This is a genomic window from Methyloceanibacter marginalis (assembly GCF_001723295.1).
Taxonomy (GTDB): domain Bacteria; phylum Pseudomonadota; class Alphaproteobacteria; order Rhizobiales; family Methyloligellaceae; genus Methyloceanibacter; species Methyloceanibacter marginalis.
In genome coordinates, this window is the sequence record NZ_LPWD01000155.1 from 1 (window position 1) to 4,025 (window position 4,025).

The window sequence follows — 4,025 nt, forward strand, 5'->3', positions numbered from 1 at the left end:
CGACGAAGTCGGCCGCATAGCGCTCGCGCAATTTCGGTAAGGTCTCGAGCAGGGCCGCCCGCCCGGACCGGCCCACCACGTCACCTAGGAACAGAAGACGCATGGGGTGCCGCACGGCTTTCGTAAGTGGATCATCCGGGGGTCAATACAGAATAGCGGCGCCTGCGGCCAGCCTGAGGGCTGGGCGCAAGCGAGGCGGGATTGGCAGGGCCGCGATGGCCGTCGGAGGTAAGATTCCGGTCTCCCTACATTAAGTAGGTGGGCGCCGAGTAGCGAAGACCAGGGTCCCCGCCAGGGTCAGCTCCCATAGAATCTTATAGGGCCCTGGAATAATGCTCCTAACGCACCCCGCAGCCCGCCAACAGCAGACTATAGAGAAACAATTGTGTCCAAATGACTAGCGGCGCTGCGCCGCGCCTCCGGAGCGAGCCCCGGCGAATCGGGCATTGATCAGTTCGAGGCGCTCCGCCGCTTCGCCGATCTTCTCCGTGAGGTCCGCTTCGATGCTCTTGGCGTTTTCATCGGCAGCGGACTTGTCCCGGCGGGCCCCGGCCAGCGTCGTTTTGAGATCGTCGATCTCGCGCCGCAGCTCCCACAGCTCGTCCGCCACGACCAGAGACGCCATAAGGATCAGGCGATCGTCTCCCACTTGGCCGAACTTCCGCCGCATCTCATCGACATGAGTGCCGAGATAGTCGGCGAGCGCGATGAGATGAGCCTCCTCGCCTTCGCTGCATTCCAGACGATAATTTCGCCCGTTCAGCGTGACACTCACCTGCCCCATGAAGGCCCCCAGCTTGGCAAAGCTAACCCGGCATGGCCGGCATCATATCCTTGAGAGTTCCCATCACAACCTCGAGCCGGCCGGAAACCTCGTCGTTGGCGGCTTTGAGGCGGCGAATGCGGAGCCGCTCGGCTTCGAGATCGTCCATCAGCTGGTCCCGCTCCTCGATCAGAAATCGAATTTGCTCTTTGAGAAGCGGGATGGAGGCTTCCCCATCATCCTCGGTGAGGACCTGCTTGAGATGCCCCTCAAGCTCATCAAGCGCGGCATCAAACCGTTGAAGAGCATCAGTCTGGTTCATCGCGCTCGCCCTCCCCGCTCGACGCCATCGACTCATCGTCAAGGTGCCTAGCGATGTGTGGATCGGCAGCCTGGCGACAATGTGGTGACACTATGTTCAATCTTCAACGACCCGCCGACAACCCTCTTCTCACTGTGCACTGCGCAAATTTGACAGCGGCGCGAGGCGTGTGATTTGAGACGGACGCGCAAACGCTGTGGGAACCCCCTGATCATGGCCGACGCCAAGCCCCAATGCCGGCTCTACCTGCAGGTTCCGGCACCACTGACTGCGAAGCTCGACGCACAACTGACCCAAGCCCTGGCGCAGGTCGCCCCGGCTTGCGTGTTGCTGTGCGACAACGGACAGGCATCGGAAAAGGTTCCAGCCGATCGCATGATCGATCTCGTGCAAGGGGCGGGCGTCGCCTGCCTGATCGAGAACGACCTCGTCGCGCCGAGGATCTTGGCGCCGACGGCGTGCATATTCCCGCCGATCCCGATCTCTATGCCCGCGCCCGTACGCGTCTTGGAGAAAGCGCGAATATCGGCGTGGGTTGTGGCCTCGACCGGCACGGCGCGATGGCGCTCGCCGAGGCAGGCGCCGACTATATCGCCTTCGGTGTGGAGGCAGGCACTATCGATCATTTCGATCAGTATACGGATTTTGTCGCTTGGTGGTCCGAAATTTTTGTGGTGCCCTGCGTGGCCTGGAATGTCGGGACCGTGGCCCATGCGGAGCAGCTTGCGGCCCTCGGAGCTGATTTCATTGCTCCGCCGCCCACCATCTGGCAGAGCGATTCCGCGCTCGCATGATTACCGACATCGATAAGGCTATTCGCGGCGCGAGGAGAGCCGCGTGAGACGCATCGTCGCCGCCTGCCTTTTCTCTGTGAGCGCCTGCCTGCTGGGAACGGGTCAGGCCCACGCCAAGGAAAGCGAATCCTATGCCGCTTACGCCGAAGGCAAATATCTGACGGCGCTCGAGCTTGCGGAGAAGGAGGCCGAGGCAGGATCCAAGGAGGCCTATACGCTCATCGGCGAGATCTATGCGAGCGGCTTCGGCGTGGCCCAGGATTACGCCAAGGCGGCCGATGCCTACGCCAAGGCCGCCGACCTCGGCGATCCCAACGCGCAGTTCTCGCTTGGCCTTTTGGTCGCCGAAGGCCAGGGCGTGCGCAAGGACCTCCGCATCGCCGGCGACTTGTTCGAGCATGCCGCCAAGGCGGGCAATCCCGCCGCGCAATACAATCTCGCCCTTCTTTATCTGAATGGGCGCGGCCGCCCCGCCGACGAGGCCAAGGCCGCCAAATGGATGGAGAAGGCCGCCGCACGCGGCAACCCGCAGGCCCAGTACGATCTCGGCGCCTTCTACCAGTTCGGCCGGGGCGTTCCGATCGACAAGGAAAAGGCCGCCGAATGGACCGGCAAGGCGGCCGAGGGCGGCCTCTCGGCAGCCCAGGTCGAATACGCCACCATGCTGTTCAGGGGCGAAGGCGTGGCCAAGGACGAGAAACGCGCGGCCCAGCTCTTCCGGATCGCGGCGGAGAAGGGCAACCCCGTGGCCCAGAATCGCCTGGCACGGCTCTACGCCAACGGCGTCGTCTTCGAGCCCGATACGGTCAGGGCGGCCAAATGGCATTTGCTGGCACGGCAAGCCGGGGTCAGCGACTTCTCCCTCGACATCATGCTGGCCAAGCTCAGCAAGGAAGAGCGTGTGGAGGCCGAGCGCCAGGTGGATGCCTGGGAGTCGGGGCGCCTGACCGATTAGCGGGTCGCGCCGAGCACCCGCCGCCGCCCGCCCTTGACAGTGGCGGGGCCCCAAGTCTTAAAGGCGCGACGTCTCCACGCATCCCAAAAGGGACTCCATGAAAATCAACGGCAACGAGATCAGGCCCGGCAACGTGATCACCCACAAGAACGGCCTCTGGCTTGCCGTGAAGACCCAGGCCGTGAAACCCGGAAAGGGCCCGGCCTACGCGCAGGTCGAACTCAAAAATCTGATCGACGGCACGAAGCTGAACGAGCGCTTCCGCGCCTCGGAGACCGTGGAGCGCGTGCGTCTGGAGCAGAAGGACCACCAATATCTTTATGCCGAAGGCGACATGCTTACCTTCATGGACACCGATACCTACGACCAGATCCAGATCCCGCGCGAGCTTCTGGAGGACCGTGCCGCCTTTCTGCAAGACGGCATGAAGGTAACGGTCGAAAGCCACGAAGGCCGCGCCATCGGCGTCGCGCTTCCCGACCACGTGACCCTCGCTGTGGTCGAGGCCGATCCCGTTGTGAAGGGACAAACCGCCGCCTCGTCCTACAAGCCTGCTATGTTGGAGAACGGCGTTCGCGTCATGGTGCCGCCTTTCGTCGAGGCGGGCGAGCGCGTGGTCGTCGACACCAACGAGATCACCTACGTCAAGCGCGCCGAGTAGCGTCACGACGGCAACCCGCGCACGCGGCGAGAGCAACACAGCAATGCCCGCATCCGCGTTGATGAACGTCATGGTTGGAGCCGCCCGCAAGGCCGGCCGCAGCCTGGCGCGCGATTTCGGCGAGGTGGAGCAGCTTCAGGTCTCGCTGAAAGGCCCGGCCAACTTCGTCAGCGCCGCCGATCACCGCGCCGAGGACATTCTCTTCACCGAGCTCTCCCGCGCGCGGCCCGGCTATGGGCTCCTCATGGAGGAGCGCGGCGAGGTCAAAGGCGCCGACACGACACACCGCTGGATCGTCGACCCGCTCGACGGCACCACGAATTTTCTTCACGGCATTCCCATCTTCTCCGTCTCGATCGCCCTCGAGCGCGACGGTGAACTGGTCGCCGGGATGGTCTACAATCCCGCCACCGACGAGACTTTCACCGCGGAAAAGGGCAAAGGCGCCTATTTCAACGATCGCCGCCGCTTGCGCGTGGCGGCGCGCTCCGAGCTTTGCGGCCGCGGTGATCGGCACCGGCATCCCGCAT

Annotated in this window: 6 protein-coding genes, 1 other RNA gene and 1 pseudogene; 4 read left to right on the top strand and 4 right to left on the bottom strand. The window is 63.7% G+C overall.

Annotated features, from left to right (window positions below):
* From AUC71_RS18595 to AUC71_RS06565, 4 genes are all read right to left on the bottom strand, one after another.
* Window positions 1-103 (bottom strand): YmdB family metallophosphoesterase (locus AUC71_RS18595; RefSeq protein ID WP_141701505.1); only part of this gene is annotated, 103 nt, incomplete at its 3' end.
* 100 nt (window positions 104-203) lie between these two features.
* A non-coding RNA gene (gene ssrS, locus AUC71_RS06555) (6S RNA) lies at window positions 204-360 on the bottom strand.
* A gap of 37 nt (window positions 361-397) precedes the next feature.
* Complete coding sequence (locus AUC71_RS06560) at window positions 398-784, bottom strand: cell division protein ZapA (protein ID WP_069623629.1); 387 nt, start codon at window positions 782-784, stop codon at window positions 398-400.
* A gap of 22 nt (window positions 785-806) precedes the next feature.
* A complete protein-coding gene (locus AUC71_RS06565; protein ID WP_069623630.1) occupies window positions 807-1,085 on the bottom strand; it encodes a DUF4164 family protein in 279 nt (92 codons plus the stop codon).
* Between the two features lie 233 nt (window positions 1,086-1,318).
* Here AUC71_RS06565 and AUC71_RS21870 point away from each other — a divergent pair, with 233 nt between their 5' ends.
* From AUC71_RS21870 to AUC71_RS06585, 4 genes and pseudogenes are all read left to right on the top strand, one after another.
* Window positions 1,319-1,879, top strand: coding sequence for a thiamine phosphate synthase (locus tag AUC71_RS21870; RefSeq protein ID WP_083238152.1), 561 nt, complete (start codon window positions 1,319-1,321; stop codon window positions 1,877-1,879).
* Between the two features lie 43 nt (window positions 1,880-1,922).
* On the top strand, window positions 1,923-2,834 hold the full coding sequence (locus AUC71_RS06575; RefSeq protein ID WP_069623632.1) for a tetratricopeptide repeat protein: 912 nt from the start codon (window positions 1,923-1,925) through the stop codon (window positions 2,832-2,834).
* A gap of 97 nt (window positions 2,835-2,931) precedes the next feature.
* Window positions 2,932-3,495: an elongation factor P gene (gene efp / locus AUC71_RS06580; protein WP_069623633.1), complete on the top strand. Its 564-nt coding sequence runs from the start codon at window positions 2,932-2,934 to the stop codon at window positions 3,493-3,495.
* Between the two features lie 43 nt (window positions 3,496-3,538).
* Window positions 3,539-4,025: pseudogene (locus tag AUC71_RS06585) on the top strand (inositol monophosphatase family protein); the annotation flags it as partial.

What these genes read in the sequence shown, in the direction of transcription:
- AUC71_RS21870 (WP_083238152.1), top strand. Translation starts at nt 1,319, where the DNA reads ATGCCGGCTCTACCTGCAGGTTCCGGCACCACTGACTGCGAAGCTCGA.
- AUC71_RS06560 (WP_069623629.1), bottom strand. Translation starts at nt 784, where the DNA reads ATGGGGCAGGTGAGTGTCACGCTGAACGGGCGAAATTATCGTCTGGAA.
- AUC71_RS06565 (WP_069623630.1), bottom strand. Translation starts at nt 1,085, where the DNA reads ATGAACCAGACTGATGCTCTTCAACGGTTTGATGCCGCGCTTGATGAG.
- efp (WP_069623633.1), top strand. Translation starts at nt 2,932, where the DNA reads ATGAAAATCAACGGCAACGAGATCAGGCCCGGCAACGTGATCACCCAC.